This is a genomic window from Labrenzia sp. THAF35, assembly GCF_009363595.1.
Classification (GTDB): Bacteria; Pseudomonadota; Alphaproteobacteria; order Rhizobiales; family Stappiaceae; genus Roseibium; species Roseibium algicola.
In genome coordinates this window covers 5,108,859-5,130,605 of sequence record NZ_CP045380.1, presented here as the reverse complement: position 1 = coordinate 5,130,605, position 21,747 = coordinate 5,108,859, and the positions used below count along the sequence as shown (strand labels likewise).

Annotated in this window: 21 protein-coding genes; 9 read left to right on the top strand and 12 right to left on the bottom strand. The window is 57.5% G+C overall.

The features are described 5' to 3' along the window. Positions 1-22: 22 nt before the first annotated feature. From FIU93_RS31915 to rpsF, 5 genes are all read right to left on the bottom strand, one after another. On the bottom strand, positions 23-223 hold the full coding sequence (locus tag FIU93_RS31915) for a PilZ domain-containing protein (RefSeq protein WP_158514193.1): 201 nt from the start codon (positions 221-223) through the stop codon (positions 23-25). Between the two features lie 278 nt (positions 224-501). Next, the gene (locus FIU93_RS23595; RefSeq protein WP_023003962.1) at positions 502-1,986 is read right to left on the bottom strand and encodes a replicative DNA helicase; all 1,485 of its coding nucleotides are present in this window, start codon (positions 1,984-1,986) and stop codon (positions 502-504) included. A gap of 365 nt (positions 1,987-2,351) precedes the next feature. Then, positions 2,352-2,936 carry a 50S ribosomal protein L9 gene (gene rplI / locus FIU93_RS23590; RefSeq protein ID WP_023003963.1) on the bottom strand — a complete coding sequence of 195 codons (585 nt, stop codon included), beginning with the start codon at positions 2,934-2,936 and terminating at the stop codon, positions 2,352-2,354. Between the two features lie 116 nt (positions 2,937-3,052). Continuing rightward, the gene (rpsR, locus tag FIU93_RS23585) at positions 3,053-3,301 is read right to left on the bottom strand and encodes a 30S ribosomal protein S18 (protein ID WP_023003964.1); all 249 of its coding nucleotides are present in this window, start codon (positions 3,299-3,301) and stop codon (positions 3,053-3,055) included. Positions 3,302-3,306: 5 nt separating this feature from the next. After that, positions 3,307-3,753: a 30S ribosomal protein S6 gene (gene rpsF, locus FIU93_RS23580; RefSeq protein ID WP_023003965.1), complete on the bottom strand. Its 447-nt coding sequence runs from the start codon at positions 3,751-3,753 to the stop codon at positions 3,307-3,309. Positions 3,754-4,329: 576 nt separating this feature from the next. Between rpsF and fabD the strand changes: the two genes are divergently transcribed. From fabD to gmk, 7 genes are all read left to right on the top strand, one after another. Beyond that, positions 4,330-5,274, top strand: a complete 945-nt coding sequence (fabD, locus tag FIU93_RS23575) for an ACP S-malonyltransferase (protein ID WP_152506946.1) — start codon at positions 4,330-4,332, stop codon at positions 5,272-5,274. 69 nt (positions 5,275-5,343) lie between these two features. Beyond that, positions 5,344-6,081, top strand: a complete 738-nt coding sequence (fabG, locus tag FIU93_RS23570) for a 3-oxoacyl-[acyl-carrier-protein] reductase (RefSeq protein ID WP_031270724.1) — start codon at positions 5,344-5,346, stop codon at positions 6,079-6,081. 245 nt (positions 6,082-6,326) lie between these two features. Beyond that, complete coding sequence (locus tag FIU93_RS23565; RefSeq protein WP_006931822.1) at positions 6,327-6,560, top strand: acyl carrier protein; 234 nt, start codon at positions 6,327-6,329, stop codon at positions 6,558-6,560. A gap of 84 nt (positions 6,561-6,644) precedes the next feature. Continuing rightward, on the top strand, positions 6,645-7,910 hold the full coding sequence (gene fabF, locus FIU93_RS23560) for a beta-ketoacyl-ACP synthase II (RefSeq protein ID WP_031270725.1): 1,266 nt from the start codon (positions 6,645-6,647) through the stop codon (positions 7,908-7,910). A 124-nt stretch (positions 7,911-8,034) separates the two neighbouring features. Continuing rightward, entirely contained in the window at positions 8,035-9,165 is a 1,131-nt protein-coding gene (gene mltG / locus FIU93_RS23555; protein ID WP_023003969.1) for an endolytic transglycosylase MltG, read from the top strand. A 54-nt stretch (positions 9,166-9,219) separates the two neighbouring features. Then, the gene (locus FIU93_RS23550) at positions 9,220-10,113 is read left to right on the top strand and encodes a YicC/YloC family endoribonuclease (RefSeq protein WP_152506945.1); all 894 of its coding nucleotides are present in this window, start codon (positions 9,220-9,222) and stop codon (positions 10,111-10,113) included. Between the two features lie 5 nt (positions 10,114-10,118). Then, positions 10,119-10,826, top strand: a complete 708-nt coding sequence (gene gmk / locus FIU93_RS23545) for a guanylate kinase (RefSeq protein ID WP_023003971.1) — start codon at positions 10,119-10,121, stop codon at positions 10,824-10,826. A 44-nt stretch (positions 10,827-10,870) separates the two neighbouring features. On the opposite strand, the gene FIU93_RS23540 is transcribed toward gmk, so the two are convergent. Then, a complete protein-coding gene (locus FIU93_RS23540; protein WP_152506944.1) occupies positions 10,871-11,821 on the bottom strand; it encodes a LysR family transcriptional regulator in 951 nt (316 codons plus the stop codon). A 14-nt stretch (positions 11,822-11,835) separates the two neighbouring features. On the opposite strand from FIU93_RS23540, the gene FIU93_RS23535 reads away from it, so the two are divergent. After that, positions 11,836-12,123, top strand: coding sequence for a hypothetical protein (locus FIU93_RS23535; RefSeq protein WP_152506943.1), 288 nt, complete (start codon positions 11,836-11,838; stop codon positions 12,121-12,123). Here FIU93_RS23535 and rsmA read toward each other — a convergent pair. The 6 genes from rsmA to lptF all read right to left on the bottom strand — a co-directional run bounded on the left by rsmA (position 12,101) and on the right by lptF (position 19,717). After that, positions 12,101-12,952, bottom strand: a complete 852-nt coding sequence (rsmA, locus tag FIU93_RS23530) for a 16S rRNA (adenine(1518)-N(6)/adenine(1519)-N(6))-dimethyltransferase RsmA (RefSeq protein ID WP_152506942.1) — start codon at positions 12,950-12,952, stop codon at positions 12,101-12,103. The genes FIU93_RS23535 and rsmA overlap by 23 nt on opposite strands. Before the next feature lie 14 nt (positions 12,953-12,966). Further along, entirely contained in the window at positions 12,967-13,986 is a 1,020-nt protein-coding gene (gene pdxA / locus FIU93_RS23525; protein WP_152506941.1) for a 4-hydroxythreonine-4-phosphate dehydrogenase PdxA, read from the bottom strand. Between the two features lie 6 nt (positions 13,987-13,992). After that, a complete protein-coding gene (locus FIU93_RS23520; protein ID WP_075281556.1) occupies positions 13,993-14,913 on the bottom strand; it encodes a peptidylprolyl isomerase in 921 nt (306 codons plus the stop codon). A gap of 148 nt (positions 14,914-15,061) precedes the next feature. Continuing rightward, positions 15,062-17,380, bottom strand: coding sequence for an LPS-assembly protein LptD (locus FIU93_RS23515; protein ID WP_152506940.1), 2,319 nt, complete (start codon positions 17,378-17,380; stop codon positions 15,062-15,064). A gap of 58 nt (positions 17,381-17,438) precedes the next feature. Further along, positions 17,439-18,533, bottom strand: a complete 1,095-nt coding sequence (lptG, locus tag FIU93_RS23510) for an LPS export ABC transporter permease LptG (protein ID WP_023003977.1) — start codon at positions 18,531-18,533, stop codon at positions 17,439-17,441. Continuing rightward, positions 18,530-19,717, bottom strand: a complete 1,188-nt coding sequence (gene lptF, locus FIU93_RS23505) for an LPS export ABC transporter permease LptF (RefSeq protein WP_023003978.1) — start codon at positions 19,715-19,717, stop codon at positions 18,530-18,532. The genes lptG and lptF overlap by 4 nt, the downstream gene beginning before the upstream one ends. Positions 19,718-19,954: 237 nt before the next feature. Here lptF and FIU93_RS23500 point away from each other — a divergent pair, with 237 nt between their 5' ends. Beyond that, positions 19,955-21,454 carry a leucyl aminopeptidase gene (locus FIU93_RS23500; protein ID WP_152506939.1) on the top strand — a complete coding sequence of 500 codons (1,500 nt, stop codon included), beginning with the start codon at positions 19,955-19,957 and terminating at the stop codon, positions 21,452-21,454. Positions 21,455-21,747: the final 293 nt, after the last annotated feature.

Genomic DNA, 21,747 nt, shown 5'->3' with positions numbered 1-21,747 from the left:
AAGTGCGCTGAAGAGCGGAAGCTCAATCCATATAGAGGAATTCGACGCCGGCTTCGCCGGAGCGCACCCACCGAATTTCACCGTAAAACCGCAATTTCCGGCTTTCGATTTCGATGGTGATGCGCTGATGCCGTTCAAGACCCTTGGTGTTGGTCGCAACGCGGCAACCACCGACGCTGATGTCTTCGACCACGCAGGGGCGATGGGTCGCGTCCTGCTTCAAAAGGCCGGACCACTTGCATCTTTTGCGCGGAAAGATGCGAGCTTCTTCGAGGAGTTTTTGTGCCGACGAATACAAGATGCGGTCACCTGGAAAAGATTTTAGGCGAAATTCTTTCTACTTAAAGTAAGTGAGGAGTTTTAACAGTGGCTTAATCGTGAGCGACGGCGTGTTCATTGCCAAATGCCGCAAGTGAGCCGCAGACGAGAGCTTGAATGCGGCATCAGGCGGCTATCGGGGCACCTTGTCTCAAGGACCGTCCGAAATCGCGAAGACGCCTGTTATTCGTAGCGTTCGGGCAGGTGATCTTCTTCGGCAAGATCGGAGAAGCGGGTGTACTGGCCTTCGAAGTGCAGGTTCGCCGTACCGGTCGGGCCGTGACGCTGCTTGGCGATGATGACTTCTGCCTTGCCTTTGAGCCTCTCCATGTCCCGTTGCCAGTTCTCGTGTTCGACAGTTCCGAATTCCGGCTCGGTCTTGGACAGGTAATATTCTTCGCGGAACACGAACAGGATCACGTCGGCGTCCTGCTCGATGGAGCCTGATTCACGCAGATCCGACATCATCGGTCGTTTGTCGTCACGCGATTCCACCTGACGGGAGAGCTGTGACAGCGCGATGATCGGGACGTGAAGTTCCTTCGCAAGCGCCTTCAGACCCGTGGTGATTTCGGTGATTTCCTGAACGCGGTTGCCGGAGTTCTTGTTCGAGCCCGACAAGAGCTGGATATAGTCGACCACGAGCAGGTCGAGACCGCGCTGACGCTTCAGACGTCGTGCCTTGGCAACCAGCGAGGCGATGGAAATACCACCGGTCTGGTCCACATGAAGCGGGACGGCCTGCATGGTCTGGGCACAGGCGGCCAGCTTCTCGAATTCCGCTTCGGTGATATCGCCGCGGCGGATTTTCGAGGACGAGATTTCCGCCTGTTCGGAAATGATACGGGTGGCCAGCTGTTCGGCCGACATTTCCAGAGAGAAGAAGCCGACAACGCCGCCGTTGACGGTCTTGATCGAGCCGTCGGGTTGTTCTTCGGACTTGTAGGACTGGGCGATGTTGTAGGCGATGTTGGTTGCCAGGGAGGTCTTGCCCATCGCGGGACGACCGGCAAGCACGATCAAGTCCGAATGCTGCAGACCACCCATCAAACGGTCCAGTTCGCGCAGGCCTGTGGAAATACCGGAAAGGGCACCTTCGCGGTTATAGGCGGCGTGCGCCATCTCGATGGTTTCGGTCAGGGCGTCGCCAAACGCGACGAACCCGCCTTCGCTGCGGCCGGTTTCTGCAAGTTCGAACAGGCGGCGCTCGGCATCATCGATCTGCTGGGAGGGGGGCACATCGATCGGGGCGTCGAAGGCGATATTGACCATGTCCTCGCCGATGCGGATCAGATTGCGACGGATCGCCAGGTCGTAGATGGTCCGGCCGTAGTCTTCGGCGTTGATGATCGAGGCGGCATCACCGGCCAGGCGCAGAAGAAACTGGGTCGCGGACAGATCCGCAATCTTCGCGTTGGCGGGATAGAAGGTCTTCAGCGTGATTGGCGACGCGGTTTTGCCGGCGCGGATCAGATGGCTGATCTTCTCGTAGATGTCCTGGTGAGCAGGCACGAAAAAATGATGTGGTTCCAGAAAGTCTGAAACCCGGTAGAACGTCTCGTTGTTAACGAGAATCGCTCCCAGAAGCTGACGTTCCGCCTCGGCATTGTGTGGTGCCAAGCGCTGGATGTCTTCTTCCGTTTCGACCTTCTGTAGCGTGCCCTTCATAACGACCCCCGTTGACCCAAGTTCATTGGGAATACTCTGTGACGGGGGAGGGCTCAAGGTTCAAAAATGGCTGATTTCGATTCCCACCGGCTTGGACAAATCAGCGGGGAAAGAATCGAATCCAGCTTGACTCTGAACTCGATTGAAGACTCAAGGGCCTACCTCTTAGTTATTGAAATTTATGATATTTTTGAGAAGATTAATAGCTGGTTAATGAATTTTCGAGCAGTTTCAAGGCCTTAAACCGGAAACTGAAAAGCCAGGATTAGGCGTGGCTTGCCATCATTTCAAAAAGTTGCCGGCAAACAAAAAAACGGCGCTGAAGCCAGCGCCGTTTTCTAAAGTCCACAAGGGAAGCGAAGTGCTTAGGCTTCTTCTTCCGCTGCTTCTTCGGAAGCTTCTGCACCTTCTTCGGTGTCTTCTGCTTCTTCGTCTTCTTCGAATTCGAAGACGTCCATTTCCGGCGTGGAGAGATCTTCGCCGGCAGCCTGACGGACAGCTTCGTCTTCAGAACGGGCAACGTTGACGCTGATGGCGACTTCGACTTCCGGGTGCAGCTGGATCAGAACGCTGTGCAGACCGATCGTCTTGATCGGGTTGCGCAGTTCAACCTGGCTGCGGGAAACGGAGAAGCCGGCATTGGTCAGGCCGTCAGCAATATCGCGCGTGGAAACGGAACCGTAGAGCTGGCCGGTTTCACCAGCGGAACGGATCATCACCAGGGATTCGCCGTCGAGCTTGGAGGCAACGCCTTCAGCTTCGTTCTTGCGCTCAAGGTTACGAGCTTCGAGCTGAACGCGCTCACGCTCAAAACGCTCGAGGTTCGACTTGTTGGCGCGCAGTGCCTTGCCCTGCGGCAGCAGGAAGTTACGGGCATAGCCGTCGCGTACGCGAACGGTGTCGCCCATCTGGCCGAGCTTGGCGATACGCTCAAGAAGGATAACTTGCATGTCATTTCTCCTACTGTCCCACCCGTTGAGGATGGTTAGAGGCCGTTTGCCCGCGGCCCCAATTCGGGTCTTCCGGGAAGCCCCGAAAGAAACGTCTCAAGATTTTCGAGAAACGCTTAGCTGATCACGAACGGCAGCAGGCCGAGCAGGCGGGCGCGCTTGATCGCACGGGCCAGTTCACGCTGCTTCTTCGCGGAAACCGCGGTGATGCGGCTCGGAACAATCTTGCCGCGCTCGGAAATGTAGCGCTGCAGCAGACGGATGTCCTTGTAATCGATCTTCGGCGCGTTGGTGCCGGAGAACGGGCAGGTCTTCCGGCGACGGAAGAACGGACGGCGGCTCGGGAGCTGTGCAATATCAACCATCAATCTTACTCCCCTTCTGCGCGGCGCGGAGCGCGCTCACCGCGGTCGCCACCGCGTCCACCGCGGTCACCGCCGCGATCGCCACCACCAAAGCGGCCACCACGATCGCCACCACGGCGGTCGTCACGGTCGCGCTTCTGCATCATTGCAGACGGCTCTTCGTCGAGTTCATCAACCTTGAAGGTCATGAAACGCAGAACGTCTTCGCTCAGACCCATCTGACGTTCCATCTCGGCAACCGCGGCGTGCGGAGCGTTGATGTTCATGAGGGTGTAGTGAGCCTTGCGGTTCTTCTTGATGCGGTATGCGAGGGAACGCAGACCCCAGTTTTCCACCTTGCCGATAGTACCGCCAGCGCCTTCGATGAGGCCCTTGTACTGTTCGACGAGTTGTTCGACCTGCTGGGCCGAAACGTCCTGGCGAGCCAGGAATACGTGCTCGTAAAGAGGCATGGAAATAGCCTTTCTTCGTGTTGACAACGCGGGATCGGCGCAGAGCCTCCTCGTAGCCCCGGAAAGGCACGAGAATTCTAACGAGAGCGGGAACACGGGAAGTCGGATCCGATCAAGGATCCTGGCGTCATGCCCTTCCGTTCAGCCCCCGGCCAAACCCCGGATGAAGCGCGCTCTATACTCTGTTTTGCGGAAATTGCAAGCAGCATACGCCCGAAAGGATCGAAAATCGGAAGACGATACGAACGCTGCCGATTTGGAAGATTGCCTGACTGTCTATATATATCGAGTTCCCGAAGCAGGTAAGGGGAGGACCGGTTTCGCGCGCAAGACAACGCCCATCGGGTTGCCGGGCATTTCAGGGATAATCAGGACAAAGGAAAACCGGCAAAACCGCCCGAAAAGCGGAAATGATTGCCCTGTGGGCCTTGACAGTTTGGTCAAGACCGTATCATAGCCTCGCGCCAAGTTCGATTTCAGCCTGCACGGGCTGTCTTCTCCGCTTTCTAATAAGCCGTCGACCTTTCGCTATAAGAACAACTAAGGTCCGCTCACGAGTCACGGAGGCGTTTCCAGATGACCATTGCATTCACATTTCCCGGCCAGGGCAGTCAGGGCGTTGGAATGGGCAAAGCCCTTGCCGATGCGTTCCCGGAAGCAAAAGCCGTTTTCGACGAAGTCGACGAGGCGCTTGGCCAGAAGCTGTCCGATGTCATGTGGGCTGGTCCGGATGAAACGCTGACGCTGACAGCAAATGCTCAGCCTGCACTTATGGCGGTCAGCCTTGCGACCATGCGCGTTCTGGAAGCCCGCGGTCTCGACCTTGCCGGCAGTGTTTCCTTTGTCGCAGGACATTCGCTTGGTGAATATTCCGCGCTGGCTGCTGCCGGCAGCCTGGATATTGCGACCGCTGCAAAGCTCCTGCGCGTGCGCGGAGATGCCATGCAGGATGCGGTTCCTGCCGGTCAGGGCGCAATGGCTGCGTTGCTCGGGCTGGAGTTTGATGTTGCCGCAGAAGTGGCCGAGGCTGCCGCACAGGGCGAAGTCTGCCAGGCCGCGAACGACAACGCGCCGGGGCAGGTGGTTGTTTCCGGGCATCTGGCCGCCGTCGAGCGCGCCGTCGAGATTGCCAAGGCCAGGGGCGCGCGCCGTGCGGTGATGCTGCCGGTCAGCGCACCGTTCCATTGTTCCCTGATGGGCCCGGCTGCCGACAAGATGGCCGAAGCTCTGGCGAATGCCGAAATTCGCTCTCCTGTCGTGCCGCTGGTCGCAAACGTGCTTGCGCGCCCGATCACTGACGCAAATGAAATTCGTGATCGTCTTGTTCAGCAGGTGACCGGTACCGTGCGTTGGCGCGAAAGCATCACCTGGCTTGCCGACAACGGTGTCGACACCTTTATCGAGGTTGGCACAGGCAAGGTGCTGACCGGCATGGTCAAGCGGATCGCCAAGGAAGCCACCGGCATGGCGGTCAATTCTCCGGAAGACATCGACGCCCTTATGGAAAAGATCTCCGGATAAGGCTTATATCGGCCGAGGCGACGATTTGGTCCGCCGCGGACCCAAACAGGAACAATGGAAGGATCCCGAATGTTCAGCTTGGAAGGGAAAAACGCGCTTGTCACCGGTGCCACCGGTGGGATCGGCGAAGCAATCGCCCGGTCGCTCCATGCACAGGGCGCAACCGTCTCCTTGTCCGGCACGCGGGCTGAAAAGCTGGAAGCGCTTGCTGCTGATCTCGGCGAACGCGCCTATGTGACGCCGGCCAATCTGTCCGACCGCGCGGCTGTTGATGCCTTGTTGCCGGCGGCTGAAGAGAAAATGGGCTCTGTCGACATCCTGGTGAACAATGCCGGGATCACGCGCGACAACATCTTCATGCGCATGAAGGATGAAGAGTGGGATCAGGTTCTGGAAGTGAACCTGTCGTCCGGCTTCCGTCTGTGCCGCGCCGCAATCAAGGGCATGATGAAGCGTCGGTCCGGCCGCATCGTCGGCATCACGTCCGTCGTCGGCGTGACCGGAAACCCCGGTCAGGTCAACTATGCGGCAGCCAAGGCCGGCATGATCGGCATGTACAAGTCGCTTGCCCGGGAAGTCGCCAGCCGCAACATCACGGTCAATACGATTGCGCCCGGTTTCATCGAAACGGCAATGACCGATGCGCTGAACGACAAGCAAAAAGAATCGATTTTGACGAGCGTGCCTGCAGGGCGTTTGGGCACTTCCGCAGAGATTGCCGCAGCCGCCGTCTACCTGGCCAGCGATGAAGCCGCTTACGTGACCGGGCAGACCCTGCACGTTAATGGCGGCATGGCTATGATTTAAAAGGAATTTTTGCCGAGCAGGCAAAAAGAATCCGGGCCGCTCACAAGCGGTCTGGATCGGCTGGTAAAGGTCAACAAAGTGTGTTACCAACCCGCCGATTGTTTCGAATTGCACAGTTGGCCAAAAAAACTGGCCTGGTGTGCGGCGACATCTTAAAGACCGCGAGTTCGCGCCACCGCTTGTTTGCAAACCGGATGGGGGCAGTTTCGCGAGTGACGAATAGATGAAAACTAAGGAAGTGAAAGATGAGCGATATCGCGGATCGGGTAAAGAAAATCGTCGTTGAGCACCTCGGCGTAGATGCTGACAAAGTTGTTGAAGGTGCAAGCTTCATCGACGACCTGGGCGCAGACAGCCTTGACACGGTCGAGCTGGTCATGGCGTTCGAAGAAGAATTCGGCGTAGAAATCCCGGACACCGCAGCAGAAACCATCCTGACCGTTGGCGATGCTGTCAAATTCCTGGAAGCCAACAAGTAAGGGTAACCCCTTTCTTGTGAATGTTTGAAGATCGGGCCGGCGGGGCGAAACCCCGCCTGGCCCTTCCAACGTAAGTGCGGGTGTATGAGGCGAGTTGTCGTAACTGGGTTGGGCATGGTGACGCCGCTTGGCTGTGGTGTCGATGTCACTTGGAAAAAGATCCTTGAAGGACAGAGCGGGGCCAACAAGGTCACGAATTTCAAAGTTGACGATCTGGCTTGCCAGATCGCATGTCAGATCCCGCGTGACTCGTCCGTTGAAGGCGCGTTCAATCCGGATGACTGGATGGACGTCAAGGAACAGCGCAAGGTCGATGATTTCATCGTCTACGCGATGGCAGCCGCCGATCAGGCGATGGCCGATTCCGGCTACAAGGCCGAGACTTACGAACAACAGGTGCGCTCTGGCGTTTTGATCGGCTCCGGCATCGGTGGTCTTCAGGGCATCGAGCAGGGCGCCAATCTGCTAGCCGAAAAAGGCCCGCGCCGCATTTCTCCGTTTTTCATTCCCGGCCGTCTGATCAACCTTGCCGGCGGGTATGTCTCGATCCGTCACAGCCTGAAGGGCCCGAACCACGCTGTCGTGACCGCGTGTTCGACCGGCGCGCACGCCATTGGCGATGCATCGCGGTTGATTGCCTTCGGTGATGCGGATGTCATGGTTGCCGGCGGTACGGAATCTCCGGTCTGCCGTCTTGCACTCGCGGGCTTTGCTGCCTGCCGTGCGCTTTCCACGGCTTTCAACGACACTCCCGAAAAAGGTTCCCGCCCTTACGACGTCGCCCGCGACGGCTTTGTGATGGGCGAAGGTGCCGGTGTCGTCGTGCTGGAAGAATACGAACATGCAGTTCGCCGCGGCGCAAAGATCTACGGTGAGATCATCGGTTACGGCTTGTCCGGCGATGCTTATCATATCACCGCTCCGTCCTCCGATGGCGATGGTGCCTACCGTTGCATGGAAGCTGCGCTGAAGCGCGCCCAGGTCACGCCGGCCGACATCGACTATGTGAATGCTCATGGAACCTCGACGCCGCTTGGCGACGAGATCGAACTTGGCGCTGTCACCCGGCTTGCGGGAGAACATGCCGCCGATCTGACAATGTCGTCGACCAAGTCTTCCATCGGTCACCTTCTCGGTGCTGCTGGTGCGGTCGAGGCCATTTTCTCGGTTCTGGCCATGCGTGACGGTATGGCTCCGCCGACGATCAACCTCGATAACCCGTCTGTCGAGACGGTTATCGACTTGGTGCCGCACAAGCCGAAGAAGCTGGATATCAATGTCGCCCTTTCGAACTCGTTCGGCTTCGGCGGCACAAATGCCTCGCTTGTCTTCCGCAAAGTTGCCGCATAACCCATTCAAGTTCTTCAGGCCGGTCCGATTCTCTCGGGCCGGCCTGAAACTTTGATTGTGACAACTGGTCCGTTTGAGCCTAAGTCAGGGATTTGGGGGCTCAATCTTGGAGGTGCGACCCAATATGCGCATTAAGCCCAAAAGCCCGCGTGAAGCCTTGCAGCCGGAACCGGCGCCTGCGCCTCCGCAACGCTCCAGGCACGTACGCAACCCCTTCGTCATTCTGATCAACATGGTCATCACGTTGACCGTGTTCGGACTTGCCGCGTTCGGGGGCGCGCTTTATTTCGGCAAACAGAAATTCGAGGAAAAGGGCCCGCTGCAGAAGGACGCCACCGTGGTGATTTCTTCAGGTGCCGGGCTTTCGGGTATTACCGACAGGCTCTCAGGGCAGGGCGTCATCAGCGACAATCTGCTGGACGAGTGGATCTTCAACCTGGGCATCCGCTTCTACAAGAACGCCACCAAACTGAAAGCCGGTGAATACGCTTTTGCGCCCGGCGTCTCGATGCAGGAGATCATGACCGATCTGGTGGAAGGCAATGCCGTCACCCATTCGGTAACGATCCCGGAAGGCTGGACCACCGCCCAGATCATCGAGCGCGTGCGCGAGCACCCTGTGCTTGTAGGCGAGATTACCGAGGTTCCGGAAGAAGGTGCACTGCTCCCCGAAACCTATACCTTTGCACGCGGTGCCTCGCGCCAGGAAGTTCTCAACCAGATGAAAGCGGCGCAGTCCAAGCTGCTGAGCGAAATCTGGGGACGCCGGACGGAAGGCCTGCCGGTCGAAACGCCGGAAGACCTGGTCATTCTCGCGTCGATCGTGGAAAAGGAAACAGCCCTGGCAGACGAGCGACCGCGCGTCGCCGGTGTTTTCGTGAACCGTCTCAACAAGAACATGCGCCTGCAGTCCGACCCTACGATCCTTTACGGTCTTTATGGCGGTGAAGCGTGGCTCAAGGACCGCTCGGCAATCAAGCAATCCGAGCTGAAGGCGGACAACAAGTACAACACCTACCAGATCGACGGCTTGCCGCCAGGACCGATCGGTAATCCGGGCCGCGCGGCCATGGAAGCGGTCGCCAATCCTTCCCGCACGCAGGATCTCTATTTCGTGGCCGACGGAACCGGTGGCCACATCTTTGCCGAGACCTACGAGCAGCACCAGGCAAACGTCCGCAAGTGGCGTCAGGTGGAAAGAGACCGTCGTCAGGCGGAGCAGAACCAGGAAACGCAGCCAGCCACATCCAATTGACCGGAGCCCGCCTTTGCGGCGGGCCGGTGGCGGCACATTCGCAAAGGGGGGCACATGGCACTTGCCAGCATGACGGGCTTTGCACGGGCCCTTGGAGAATCCGGACCGGTTCGCTGGACCTGGGAACTGAGATCTGTCAACGGCAAGTCCCTTGACCTTCGTATCCGCATCCCGACGGGTTTGGAGACGCTCGAACCGAAGATCCGCGAGCGTTGCGGCAAGCTTCTTCGGCGCGGAAATGTTTCCGTCGGGCTGTCCATGCAGAGAGACCAGTCCGAACAGCAGCTCCAGGTCAATGAATCGGCTCTTGAAGCTGTCCTTGCGACAATCGATCTCCTCAAGAACCGGGTACCTGATCTAGCTCCGCCGTCGCTCGACGCCATTCTGGCGCAAAAAGGCGTCTTTGAGCTCAAGGAGCCCGAAGAAGACGAAGCGGTTCAGGCAGCGCTTCACAACACTCTACTGACGACCCTGGATGCTGCGCTGATTGACCTTGTCGACATGCGCCACAGCGAGGGGCAGGCAATTGGCAAGGTGGTCCGAGATCAGATCGACAGGATCGCCGAACTGACCCAGGCCGCCGAGGATCTGCCTGCGCGCAAACCGGACGCCATAAAGGCACGGCTGAAGCGACAGCTCGCAGAGCTGATGGATGCTTCGGACGGTCAACTGGATCCGCAGCGCGTGCATCAGGAAGCTGTCTTTCTGGCAACCAAGGCTGACATCCGTGAGGAGCTGGATCGCCTGCATGCCCATGTGGCAGCCGTGCGTGAATTGATGGACACCGGTGGAGCAATCGGAAGGCGCCTGGATTTCCTGGCTCAGGAATTTAACCGGGAAGCCAACACTTTGTGTTCAAAGTCCAACGACGTGGACCTGACAGCCATTGGGCTGGACCTGAAGTCCGTTATCGATCAAATGCGTGAGCAGATACAGAATCTGGAGTGAGCCACATGACCGACGCACCTGCCGGTACCTCAACGGGAACCACTGTCAGTGCGGAGCAGGCCGAGCAGCAGCGCCGTGGCCTGATGCTGGTGCTGTCGTCACCGTCCGGAGCCGGAAAGTCGACGATCGCGCGCCTCCTGCTGCAGAACGAAGACAATCTTGCCCTGTCGATCTCCGTGACCACGCGGCCACGCAGGTCCAGCGAAGTTGACGGTGTGCACTACCACTTCATTGATGCCGGCAGGTTCGAGCAGATGCGCGAGCACGATGAGCTGCTGGAATGGGCCGAGGTGCATGGCAACTACTACGCCACACCGCGTGGACCGGTCGAAAATGCTATTGAAAATGGCAAGGACATCCTGTTCGACATCGATATTCAGGGAACCTTCCAGCTCTATGAAAAGATGCGTGACGATGTCGTTTCCATCTTTATTCTGCCGCCGTCCATCGCGGAGATGAAATCACGGCTGAAGCGGCGTGCTGAAGATGAGGACACTGTTATCCTCAAGCGGATGAAGACTGCGGTTGGTGAAATGCGCCACTGGTCGAAATACGATTATGTTGTGGTGAATGACGACCTGGAACGCGCTTACGAAAACGTTCGTGCAATCCTGAAAGCAGAAAGACTGAAGCAGTTCCGCTCACCGAAAATCGGTCCGCTCATTCAGGGCATGGTCGATGATCTGGAAAACGAGCTGGCCGAAAAATCCTGACGTCTCAAGCGCTGTTTGGACTGGCCATTCAGCGTCAATAGAAGCTAGGAAGACGAAGAACCTGCACCTGCGACATGAGCTGTATCCCTTTGCTCTGCTCGAGAGGCTGTTTCTGAAAACCTCTGCCGAAAGAGCTTGGCGACGCGATCCTTGACCTCCGACAGCATCGGGTGGAAACGCAGTCTTTCGTGAAAGCTCATCCATGACTCTCCCTGAGCGAGTGGGGTAGTCGTCAGGCGTGTCAGCCCCTCCGTTTCCGCGATCCAGTCTGGTAGAACGCCCATGGCGTGCCCGGCGTTCAGAATATTGCAGAGCGATACGGAATTGTTGACGGCGTAGCGGCATGTCTTGCCCAGCAGAATGGCGTTGAGCAACTGCGAGGACTTGAGCCGTGCCCGGCTGCCGCAATATCCCGCCCAGATCTGTTCCTGCCAGGTCGAAGGGTCAACTGCGTCCGGTCGCTTTCGGCAGTAGTCTTTTGAGGCGTAGACGTGAAACCGGATCTCACCCAGTTTCTGGACAATCAGGTGCGGATGTTTAGGCTGTCTGTTCCCGATGGCGATGTCGGCGGAGTTCCGGCTGAGATCCCAGAAGGCATCGTCCGCGAAAAGTTCTATCCGGACACCGTCAAGACCATCGGTTATCTGCTCGACGTGCCGTGTCAGATAATGCTGCCCCCATTCACCGAGCGTGATCCTGCAGACCTGCTCTTTTGAACCGACCTTTTCCAGATCAACCGCGCGCCTGAAGTCCGCCGCTCCGCGTGCCATGGATCTGGCAATCTTGATCAAACGCCGCCCGCCGCCCGTCAGTTCGTAGCCGGTCTGGCGTCGATCGAACAATTGTACGTCCAACTGTTCTTCTAACCGCGCAATATGGCGGCCGACGGTTGGTTGGGACAGGCAAAGAACCTGGGCGGCCTTGCTGAGGCTCTGATTCTCGGCAACAGCAAGAAAGACGCGTACGGCATCCCAGTCAAAATCGGTTTCATTCATTTTTGAATGATATCATGCAGAATCATTCAATTACATTCAGAAAAGGTTCTGACATCTTCTGCCCGTCATCAACGGGAGATGAGACAATGGTCAGCTTTTTAAGGGTCCTGTTTTCAAGAAAACGAAACGTTTGGTACACCGGTCCAGACAAGGCTGACCGAAGAAACCAAATGCCGGATTGGATGATGCGGGATCTCGGGTTGGATAACCCGGACAACCTGAAAGCTATTCAGGCGGGCAAGTGCCGTAAACCGGAACTTTCCAGCATCCTGCCAGTCGTCAAACTGCCTGAGCGGCCCTGAACGTGTTGGCAAGTTCAACGAACCCGGCGATGTCGATTTCTTCGGCACGGGCCGTCGGCTTCAACCCGGCCTTTGTGACGAGGTCTTCTGCGTCCGGTGTCAGTGACTTGAGGCTGGCACGCAGCATCTTGCGTCTCTGGCCAAAGGCCGCAGCGGTAATCTTTTCAAGGGCTTTCAGGTCGCAGGGTAGGGGCGAAGGATTTGGCGTCAGATGAACCACAGCCGACGTCACTTTCGGGGGCGGCGTGAACGCCTTTGGGCTGATGTCGAACAGGATCCCGCCCTTGCAGCGCCAGCCTGCCAGAACTGCCAGCCTGCCATAGGCCTTGGACGCGGGGGGCGCGCTGATCCGCTCACCGACTTCCTTCTGGAACATCAGCGTCAGCGACGACCAGAATGGCGGCCACTGCGGTGTCGTAATCCAATTGATAAGCAGCTGGGTGCCGACGTTGTAAGGCAGGTTCGCGGCAATGCGGACCTTGTCTCCTCCAGTCAGGGCGACCGGATCGATTTCAAGGGCATCGCCTTCGATGACTTCCAGGCGCCCCGGATAGTGTGCCGAGATTTCGGCAAGAGCCGGCAGGCAGCGGCTGTCCTTTTCAATCGCGATCACCCGCTTTGCTCCTGCGGCCAGCAGGGCACGGGTCAACCCACCGGGACCAGGGCCGACTTCCAGAACGGTGCAATCTTCAAGACTGCCGGCAGATCGGGCGATGCGAGAGGTGAGATTGAGATCGAGAAGGAAGTTCTGTCCCAGCGACTTTTTCGCATTGAGACCATGAGCGGCGATGACGTCGCGCAACGGGGGCAGGTCGTCTATCTGAGCCATTGATCGCTGTCGCCCTAGAACCGCTCGGGGTTGGCAAGCACATCCGCCATGCGCAAGGACGCAGCGAAACTGTCGACCCGGGCGGTGCCGGTTCCAGCCAGGTTGTATGCCGTGCCATGGTCGGGAGAGGTGCGCACGAAAGGCAGACCCAGCGTGACATTGACGCTCTCATCGAAACCGATGGTCTTCGCCGGTATCAACACCTGGTCGTGGTACATGCCAAGCACGCAGTCATAATGCTGCCGTGCGGGCGGGTGAAACAGAGTGTCGGCTGGATGTGGACCTGTCGCCTCGATACCCATCGCTCGCAGGCGAGAAATGGCTGGCTCTATAATGTCGCGGTCTTCTGTTCCCATCGAGCCGTTTTCACCCGCATGAGGGTTCAGCCCGCAAATCGCCAATCGTGGCGACGTGTAGCCAAACCTGGTCTTGAGGTCGCGTGCGGTAATTTCCGCAGTCTCAACGATAAGTTCAGTCGTGAGAGATGCCGGAACATCGCGAATTGGAATGTGAATGGTGACCGGAACCACCATCAACTCCGGTCCGGCAATCATCATCACGGGTTTTGCCGGTTCTCCGGGCCAGTGCATCTCTGCAAGGGAGCCCAGATATTCCGTATGGCCAGGGAAGGCGAAGCCTGTTCGGTAAAGCGCAGCCTTGTTGATCGGACTGGTCACGAGGGCGCAGGCATGGCCGGACTTTATATCGTCGACACATCCTTCAATAGCAGCAACAACAGAAGCTGCCGTTTCAGGTGCTTCCACACCCGGCTGGTCGGGTAGGGCAGGACCGGTCTGTACAACGGGCAAAGCTTTGGTGAAAGTCGCAACGGCTTCGTCCTGCGCCACCAGCCTGAGCCGCGCGTTCAGGCCCATTTTCTGTGCACGTTCGTGCAGCAGGGCTTCGTCACCGCGAATGTAGAATGGCGGCAATCCGAGAGCTTTGCGATTAGCCCATGCAATCAGAGCCAGGTCCGGGCCGATCCCGGCAGGTTCTCCCATACTGACGGCGATCGGCTTCTGGTTGGAGCGCATGTAGGATCAGCGATAAATGATGGTGGAACGACGGCGGATTTCCAGGAGATACCGACGGGACTGGCTTTCGCCTTCCTTCTGTCGCAGCTCGTTTTCAAGTTCCGTGCGAACGGCTATGTCCGAAGCGATTTCGCGTTTTCCGCAAACCGCGATCATTTCGTAACCGACGGGCGTGGTGGACGGTTTCGTCAACTTGCCCGGCGTCATTTTTTCGATTTCGGCGCGCATGTTTTCCGGAAGCTCGGTTTCGAGCCGGCGTCCGATAGGCTGCACAACCACTTCGCTGTATTTGCCGAGAATGGCCCCGGATTCATCGCAGCCGTTGAAAGCAGCCCGGATCTGGTTGCTCTCGTTCTTGCGCTTGGACTTGAAACCACCGGAGGAGTTCTTCGGTACCACGACAATGACCCTTTTGAGGTCATATTCCACGGACTTCTGACGATCTTCCTCGTCGGTCTTCTTCAAGGCCGCGATCACGTCGGACTCATCCACTTCGATCCGGCCACTGAAACGGGACCGCAACACCTGGTTCCAGGCAAGCTGCGCCTTGAGGCGCTCCTTCAAGGTATCCGGCTGAACACCGCCACTGCGAAGCGCCTTGGAAAGCTGGGCCGGAGACATCTTCACATTACGGGCAATGTTGTTGAAAGCGTTGTCGACTTCCGACTGGCTGACGTCAACGCCGACACGTTCGGCTTCGGCAAGTTTGACCTGGTCGTCGACCAGTTCCTCTTCCGCCTGCTTTTTGGCGATGGATGCGGACTTGCGCTGGGTCATTGTAATCAGCCGGGCGCGTTGGCTGATGTCGTAGTCGGTAATCGGCACATCGTTGACAATGATCTTGATCGCTGCATGGGAAGGCGTTGCCAGCGGCGCTGCCAGGATCAAAGCTAGTCCAAAGAATACCGGAACGATACGAAGTCGCATTGAATAACCATCCGTGCTGGCTTGAGGCCAAACCGAAGTTCGTTGTTTTATGACATGATGTTTCGCATATCATGCCCGAAATTTCAAAGGTTCCACGCATCATGCCTTTTTTCATGGCGGCATGATGACCTACGGTCAGTCAGATGGCCTAGTTGAGAGCGCCGCTTGAAACCTGTGTCGTGCCGATGGTCCTCAACCCGATGCGGAAATAAAGCGTCCGGTTGACGTCATCGCCATCGTTGCGGCTGCGGTCTTCAGCATAGGTGACGGACAGCGAAAAACCTTCGTCGTCATAACCGATCCCGAGACCGTCCTGCACGATGTTGCTGTTTTGCAGATCGTATCGCATGGAGCCGAAAATGCGCCAGTTTTCCTCAAGGCGAAGGCTCGCGGAGCCTAGCAGTTCCTCTCGCGGATCATCGATCCCGACATCCGGCTGCGCGTTCAGGAACGCATAGGCAAGGGAAGACACGACCGGGCCGTAGATACCGCTGGCCTGTGCCTGTATCCGGTTAACGGTGAAATCTTCCTTGTCGAGCCGGGCCTGGGCGCCGACCTTCACACCGTATTGCGTGTCCAGATAGAGGCTGCCGACGTAATCGGACAAGGAAGTTTCCAGACCGGAATCCTGCGTCGCACCGAGTATGTCCGGAATGGCATAAGAGTTGTCGCCGGCAAGCTGATAGGACCGACCGAACAGGCCGCTGACATAGTAGCCGCTATCCAGTTGCAGCTTGTAGTTCAGGCCGACGTTAAGACGTGTGCCGCCTTCGGCGCGGTCAAAGCCCGAGAACTTGTCGTAGTCGAACAGGGTCGTCGTATCAAAGACGATGCTTTGCGCGTCGTCGTTCGGCAGTTCGCCGATCCGCTGCTCGTTCGGGCGGGCCACAACCTGGGCGACGGGCTCCAGGATCTGGTTGCCGCCGTTGAAGGTTGCAATGAACGGATAGCGGTATTCCAGGCCGATAGCAGGCATCGCACGGCCGACGAAACTTTCTCCTGTGAGAGCGGTCACGTCAGAATCTGGTGAGGCAAGAAAGAACAGGTCACCGCGCATATAGGCAAACGGCGTGAACGACTGTCCAAGCGGATCGATGAATGTGCGGCGCCAGTTCCCCTTCACGGACACGCGCGAGAAGGTGCCGTCGATACCACGAAATTTCGCGGTTGTGCCGCCATCAATGGAGAAAGCATCCGTTTCATCGCGTGTCAGCGAGGTGAAGTTGGCAGTCAGTGCCAACTCACCGGCGAGGATCGGATCCGCGAACACATAGTCATAGTCGATCACGGGCAGAACGAGCGGCTGCTTGTCCTGCAGGGAGCTGCCGACCGGAGAGAAGCCATTGGCGTTGAACTGGCTATCCGTATAGTCCTCCTGGGAGATCTGATACGCATAGGCTTTGACAGACAGCGCGTTACGGTCGGTCTTGCCTTCCAGGTAGATCGTGGAGCTATCACTGCCACCAAAACTGGTGAAGGAGTAATCGCTGAAGAACTGGCGATCACTCTTGTAGGTCAGGTCCCAGCCCAGCGTCCAATCTTTTGCGATATTGAACGAGGCAGTGGAATTGACCGCACCGCGCAAACGGTCATCAGCTCGGTCAGTGGAAAAGTTTCCTGGTTGCGCCTGGAAGAGACCTGCTGCTGAAAGGCTTACCTGTCCGGCTACAAAACTTTGACGGTACTGAACCTCCCCGAAAAGTCCCTGTTTGGTAAGTGGTGTTAGGATGGTCGTGGCATCGTAGTAGGGGCTCAGCGCCCAAAAATATGGTACAGTCACGCCGTAACCGAGCTTGTCGTTAACAATGCCGCTGGGCATCAGGAAACCGGACTTTCGGGTGACGGACGGATCCGGCATCGACAGATAGGGCAGGTAGGCAATCGGCTGACCGTAGACCTCGAACGCTGCGTTCTCGAACCGGATGATCTTTTCCTGCTGATTGTGGATGATCTTCTCGGCCCGCACGCGCCAGAGCGGCGGCTTGTCCGGCGGGTTGGTCGGTTTGGTGTAGACCGTATAGACGCCGTTATCGATGGTCGTGATGTTGTTGCCTTCGCGCCGGGCTTGCTCAGCCAGGAAGCGTGTGCGCCGCGTCGTGTCGATCTGAAGGGCACGTGCGAAGCCTTCTGAAAAGTCCTCGGACAGGACCATTTCTTCCGTGCGCACGACATTGCCGTTGGATTCGATGAAGATCACATTGCCCGACGCCTTGAGCTGCTGGCTCTTGCGGTCGAAGACAACCTGATGCGCCTGCACGGTGCTGCCGTCGTAATAGACCTGCACATCTCCGGTCGCGAGGATGAGATCGCGGTCGAAATCGTAGGTGATCTCACTTGATTCAAGCAGGAGTTCGGCATCGGGATCGACTTGACCGGCCAGACCTGCTGTCAGGTCCTGTGCCGCGGCGGGTGATCCGTACCCATGGCAAAGGGTTGCTGCAATGGCGCACAAGCTCGCCGCAGCCAACAGTCTGCCTTTTTTGGCCCAAGTCTCTGTTGTCAGAAAAACCGGAAAAGTCATCGCTTTACCCGTCTTCCTGATTCAAGAGAATTGTCAAACCCATGAGTACTCCAAATATTCCCGGCGCCCAGGCCGCCACCAAGGGAGGGACAATACCCGCACCCCCGAAGTCCTTGGCAAGTTCGGTTAGAACGTAAAGCACGAACCCGGAAAGGATTCCACCCAGAATCATACTTCCCAAACCGCCAAACCTCGAAACTTTAAGGGAAACCGCCGCTGCGATCAAAATCATAGCGACCAAAAGAAGCGGGCGGGCGAGGAGAGTCTGATACTGCAAATTGTAGCGATAGGCAGGTAACCCAGCGTTTCTGGCCAGTTCGATGAAACGAGGCAAATTCCAGAACGAAATCGATTCGGGGGATCCGATGCTTTCACGAACTTCAGTCGCAGTCAGGAATGTGCTGATCTGATATTGCCCGTAAGGCTGTGGATCCTGTTCGGTCGTGTAGACGATGGCATTGTCCAGGTACCAGATCTGGTCTCCGAGCCGCGCTTCGTCAGCTTCAATCCGCTCGCGGAAGGTACCGTCCTTGTCGAACGTGAAAATGGTGACGCCTTGCAGCAGCGTGCCGCCTTCCAGCAATTGCTTGGCAAGCAACACCGATTCTCCGTCCAGGCCGTCCTGCCGAACCCAGACGTCGTTCGAGGACTGCAGAAGGAAACTTTGTTCCGAGCCGAACAAACCGGCAGCTGCTTCGTCCGATTTCTGCTGAAACCAGACAGCCGCAGGATTGTAGACAGTGATGGACAGGATACCGAGAACGATCCCGACAAGGATGGCGGGAAGAGAAAACTGCCAGACCGAGATGCCGGAAGCCCGTGCCACGACCAGTTCCAGGCCTCGGCTCAGCGTCACGAAGGCAGCAATTGCACCGAACAGGACGGTGAAGGGAATAACCTGTTCCAGCAGCAGAGGCACCCGCAAGGCCGAGATCATGGCAACGCGCAGGACGGAAAATCCTTCGCGGTCACCACCGCGTCTAACCAGTTCCAGGACGTCGAACAGATAGATCAGGACAGCGGCAAACAGGAAGAGACCGAGGATAGCCTTCAGGAAACGCCCTGAAAAATACAGCGACAGGGTCCGTCCAAGGATCATGCAACGCCTCCCGGCTTGCGACCGTTCAAGCGATCACTCAGTGCATCAATCCTGTCCTGAACAGAATGTTGCAGATCGACCAGCCAGCGTGGCTGCGACCCGCCTTGTTCGCGGAAGATGGAGACGAGGGCGAACACCGCGCCCGCAACGGGAACAATGTAAAGCAGGCTGAGAAGCGCGGTGGAACCACCGGAAATGGCGGTTACGCCGAAGCCCGTGGTCCGCAACAGGACACAGGAACAGATTGCCCCGAGCACGGCGAACCCGCGCCCCTGGCGTGTCGTTCTGGCCTTGCCGAGAAACGCGAACACGATCAGGCCGAAGGAAAGGCAGTAAAGCGGCTGGCTGAAGCGTTCGTGGAGCTCCTGCGCCAACTTGTCCGGATTCTTCAGCGCATATTCGTCGTTCCTGCCTGGTGACATCAGGTTAAGGGTGGTCCGCTCACTGGCTTTGAACACCGGCTCGCCAGCTTCGGGAATAAGGTTCGACAAATCGAATGCATAGGACTGGAAGCGAACGATCGAAATATCGCCCTGCTGTTTTGGACGTCTCTGAATTGTTCCGTTCTGCATGACAAGAAGCGTGCGATCGGCAGCTTCGACGATCAGCCCGGTGTCTGCCTGATAGGTAAAGGCCGTCTCCGGGTCACGGGTGTCGTGCATCAAAAGACCGTCAAGAGTGCCCTTGCCTGAACGGTTGCGGATATGGAACGTCAATCCGTCCTCGACGGTGATGAAGCGGCCCGGTTTGACGATGTTGGCAACAAGGTCTGCGCGCACGCGGGTAATCTCGGTGCGCAGCTGAGCCAATCCGGTGGGAGCCACATAAAGTGACATGCTCGCGGTCAGCAACATGACTACGAAGGCAAAGAGCATGACCGGTTTCAAGACAAGGAACCTGGAGCCGCCACTGGCATCGATCACGATCAGCTCACTGTCGCCCGACAAGGAGTTTAGAACCAGTATCAGCGCGATCATCAGGGCGAACGGAGCCACGATGACGATCAGGAAAGGCAGGGCAAGCATGGTTATGCCAATGAACTGGACGATGGTCTGACCCTTTGAGGTCACCAGGTCCAGTTGGCGCAAGGCCTGGGTTGCCCAAACCACACCCGTCATCGCTGCAATCGTGAGGGTGAAAGCGTAAACAGTCCGGCGGATGATGTAACGTTCAAGCGTTTTCATAACGGTGCCGGTACATGTCCCTGCAAAAATGACGATAATCGGCCTGAGACCGAATAACACGGAATGTGGTGAATGGCTCATGAATAAGAATGGTAAATATACATTAATTTTTGTCGCCCTTGCCGAAAAGCTGTTGAAACCCCATGATTTGACAGGAAAATCACAATCTACGGGATAGGGCGCCTTTTCTTTCCACTGCCCAACCGCTCCAACCAGAAAAACCAACGGGACCGAAGCATGACCAAGCTTGCAAAACTGAACTTCTCCAAGGCCGAAACGCCGAAGGGTGGGGTGGCCGTAATCCTGGCCGGTAGCGACCTTAGCCTCGGGCCAGTTGCCGCAGAAGTTGTCTCGGGTCTCGAGGGCGGCTTGCAACGTTCGGCCGGTATCGCAGGTTTCACTGGGAAGAAGAAGGCAAGTCTTGATCTGGTCGCTCCTGCCGGATCGGGTCTCGACCGGCTGATCGTATTCGGCGTTGGCGATGCCGGCGAGTTGACTGGCGACGATTGGCGGGCTTTTGGCGGCGCGGTGTTTGCAGAATTGCAGAAGACCAAGGCAGACGCAGCAACGGTGCTTCTGGATGTCCCGGGCGATGCAGATCCGTCCGGTGTATTGGCAGCAGAGTTCGCAATGGGCGTGAAGCTGCGGGCCTATGCCTTTGACACCTACAAGACTGCCAAGAAAGACGATGACAAACCCAAGAACATGAAGGTGACCTTGGCCGTTGCCGATCCCAAGGCATCAAAAAAGGCCTGGTCTTCTGCTGAAGCTATTGCCGACGGCGTTATTCTGGCCCGTGACCTTGTGAACGAACCGGCGAATGTGCTGGGTCCGGTGGAGTTTGCCGAGAAGGCCAAGGAACTGACGGCCCTTGGTATCGAAGTCGAGGTTCTCGGCGAAAAGGAAATGAAGAAGCTTAAGATGGCTGCTTTGCTTGGCGTGTCCCAAGGCTCGACCCGCCCACCGCAGCTGGCCGTGATGCGCTGGAACGGAGGCAAGAAGGGTGACGCCCCGGTTGCGTTCGTCGGTAAGGGCGTTGTGTTCGACACTGGCGGCATCTCCATCAAACCGGCCGCGGGCATGGAAGATATGAAAGGCGACATGGGCGGAGCTGCCGCAGTCATCGGCGCCATGCATGCGATCGCGGGGCGCAAGGCCAAGGCAAACGTGATCGGTGTCATCGGCCTCGTCGAAAACATGCCGGACGGTAACGCGCAACGACCAGGTGACATCGTCACCGCCATGTCCGGAACCACGATCGAGATCCTGAATACCGATGCGGAAGGTCGTTTGGTTCTTGCCGACGCGCTTTGGTATACGCAGGAAAAATACAAACCGGCGATCATGATCGATCTGGCAACGCTCACCGGTGCCGTGCTTGTCGCTCTCGGCAATCTGAATGCCGGTCTCTTTTCCAACAACGACGGTCTGGCAGACAAGTTGTTGTCATCTGCCAAGTCGAGCGGTGAGCCGCTTTGGCGCCTGCCGCTGTCGAAGGAATACGACAAGATCATCGATACGCCCAATGCAGACGTCAAGAACACCGGTGGCCGCTGGGCGGGGTCCATCACCGCTGCCCAGTTCCTGCAGCGTTTCACGAATGACGTGCCCTGGGCGCATCTGGACATCGCCGGAACCGCATTCGGCGCTCCGAAGGACGATATCTGCCAGAGCTGGGCCTCGGGCTATGGCGTGCGTCTGCTCAACCAGCTTGTCGCGGATCACTACGAAGGCTGAGGTCCATCTTGGCGCCCTTCGCATTTTCTACTGGTGGAGGGCGCCAGGACTGGAATGCCGCTGGGCAAAGAAAAACCCGCCGGGAAGGCGGGTTTTTCGTATCTGGCTGTCGACCCTGGATCAGCAGGTCTTGTAGGTCTGGCAGGCCGTTGCCGGTTCAACCAGAAGACCCATGCCAAGTGTCGCGCCTGCAACGACAGCAACCAATGCGAAAAACACAACGACACGCGCAAGCATTCACCAAATCCCCTTTTGCGCCGGCTCGGGAAAACCGCTCACCGGCCAAATTTTTT

Excerpts from the sequence above, each read along its gene's own strand:
- FIU93_RS23595 (WP_023003962.1), bottom strand. The coding sequence starts at position 1,986 with ATGAAGGGCACGCTACAGAAGGTCGAAACGGAAGAAGACATCCAGCGC.
- rplI (WP_023003963.1), bottom strand. The coding sequence starts at position 2,936 with ATGCAAGTTATCCTTCTTGAGCGTATCGCCAAGCTCGGCCAGATGGGC.
- rpsR (WP_023003964.1), bottom strand. The coding sequence starts at position 3,301 with ATGGTTGATATTGCACAGCTCCCGAGCCGCCGTCCGTTCTTCCGTCGC.
- rpsF (WP_023003965.1), bottom strand. The coding sequence starts at position 3,753 with ATGCCTCTTTACGAGCACGTATTCCTGGCTCGCCAGGACGTTTCGGCC.
- fabD (WP_152506946.1), top strand. The coding sequence starts at position 4,330 with ATGACCATTGCATTCACATTTCCCGGCCAGGGCAGTCAGGGCGTTGGA.
- fabG (WP_031270724.1), top strand. The coding sequence starts at position 5,344 with ATGTTCAGCTTGGAAGGGAAAAACGCGCTTGTCACCGGTGCCACCGGT.
- FIU93_RS23565 (WP_006931822.1), top strand. The coding sequence starts at position 6,327 with ATGAGCGATATCGCGGATCGGGTAAAGAAAATCGTCGTTGAGCACCTC.
- fabF (WP_031270725.1), top strand. The coding sequence starts at position 6,645 with ATGAGGCGAGTTGTCGTAACTGGGTTGGGCATGGTGACGCCGCTTGGC.
- mltG (WP_023003969.1), top strand. The coding sequence starts at position 8,035 with ATGCGCATTAAGCCCAAAAGCCCGCGTGAAGCCTTGCAGCCGGAACCG.
- FIU93_RS23550 (WP_152506945.1), top strand. The coding sequence starts at position 9,220 with ATGGCACTTGCCAGCATGACGGGCTTTGCACGGGCCCTTGGAGAATCC.
- gmk (WP_023003971.1), top strand. The coding sequence starts at position 10,119 with ATGACCGACGCACCTGCCGGTACCTCAACGGGAACCACTGTCAGTGCG.
- FIU93_RS23540 (WP_152506944.1), bottom strand. The coding sequence starts at position 11,821 with ATGAATGAAACCGATTTTGACTGGGATGCCGTACGCGTCTTTCTTGCT.
- FIU93_RS23535 (WP_152506943.1), top strand. The coding sequence starts at position 11,836 with ATGCAGAATCATTCAATTACATTCAGAAAAGGTTCTGACATCTTCTGC.
- rsmA (WP_152506942.1), bottom strand. The coding sequence starts at position 12,952 with ATGGCTCAGATAGACGACCTGCCCCCGTTGCGCGACGTCATCGCCGCT.
- pdxA (WP_152506941.1), bottom strand. The coding sequence starts at position 13,986 with ATGCGCTCCAACCAGAAGCCGATCGCCGTCAGTATGGGAGAACCTGCC.
- FIU93_RS23520 (WP_075281556.1), bottom strand. The coding sequence starts at position 14,913 with ATGCGACTTCGTATCGTTCCGGTATTCTTTGGACTAGCTTTGATCCTG.
- lptG (WP_023003977.1), bottom strand. The coding sequence starts at position 18,533 with ATGATCCTTGGACGGACCCTGTCGCTGTATTTTTCAGGGCGTTTCCTG.
- lptF (WP_023003978.1), bottom strand. The coding sequence starts at position 19,717 with ATGAAAACGCTTGAACGTTACATCATCCGCCGGACTGTTTACGCTTTC.
- FIU93_RS23500 (WP_152506939.1), top strand. The coding sequence starts at position 19,955 with ATGACCAAGCTTGCAAAACTGAACTTCTCCAAGGCCGAAACGCCGAAG.